Raw genomic sequence first — 801 nt, 5'->3', positions numbered from 1 at the left:
TCGGTTTAGGAACATCAGCCATACTTAATGCGCGGTCCAACGAGACTTACCCTGCTGATGGTGTGCTAACTGTAGGGCAGTTTGGGATAGGCGCGGATTGGTTGCCCCTGACTACTGATTTTAAGACCATTGAAAAAGGTGGCATTTACGCTGGCGGTGGCGCTACGGGAGTTAATTTCTTTAACCCGTACGCGCCTGTTCTCGTCATGTGTAGATATGCCACCTCCGCAATGCAAGCTCTTCAGGCTGATAACACTACCCTTGCATTCAACGTGAAGGATGCAAATGGCTGGAGGGGTTGGGTTAAGCTTTATAGCGAATACAACACGACCCGCGCCAGCGACGGTACATTGAAAGCTGCATCGCCAGTGGTGGCAATATTTTCCGATGGTTCATACCGGACGAATGACGAATCGGAGGGCTGCACTGTAACCCGTCTGGTCACAGGCCAATATCTGGTGGAAGGGTGTCAGGGGCTGAACTCAGACGCAGCATGGGGCGGCATCGATGGAGGTTTTGACATCCCTACCGATCGCAACAAGCAACCGCTTATCTGGCTGGATTATGAGGTTAACGCCGATGGTTCGGTACTGGTAAAAACCTATCATCGTACTCACCCTGATGCGCCTGCATTCGCCAGAAACGAACTGGAAGGCGTGGGTGACGGTGATCCTGTCGACATTCCTAGCGACCAGTTCGTGTCCGTGCGCGTCGAAATGCCTGCCGATTCTTTATACAACCAAAAAATCAGAGCAGCAGAGCTGGCCATGACTGCTGATGCGGGTGAATAAAGGTCGGTTT

General features: G+C 52.1%; 1 pseudogene. It reads left to right on the top strand.

The features are described 5' to 3' along the window. Positions 1 to 791 (top strand): annotated as a pseudogene (locus ACOTXC_RS22685) (phage tail protein); the annotation flags it as partial. Between the last annotated feature and the right edge of the window lie 10 nt (positions 792 to 801).

Origin of the sequence: Enterobacter cloacae complex sp. IR5428, from assembly GCF_049238585.1 — a bacterium.
In the GTDB taxonomy this organism is placed as follows: Bacteria; Pseudomonadota; Gammaproteobacteria; order Enterobacterales; family Enterobacteriaceae; genus Enterobacter; species Enterobacter intestinihominis.
This window is presented reverse-complemented; position numbering and strand designations above follow the sequence as displayed.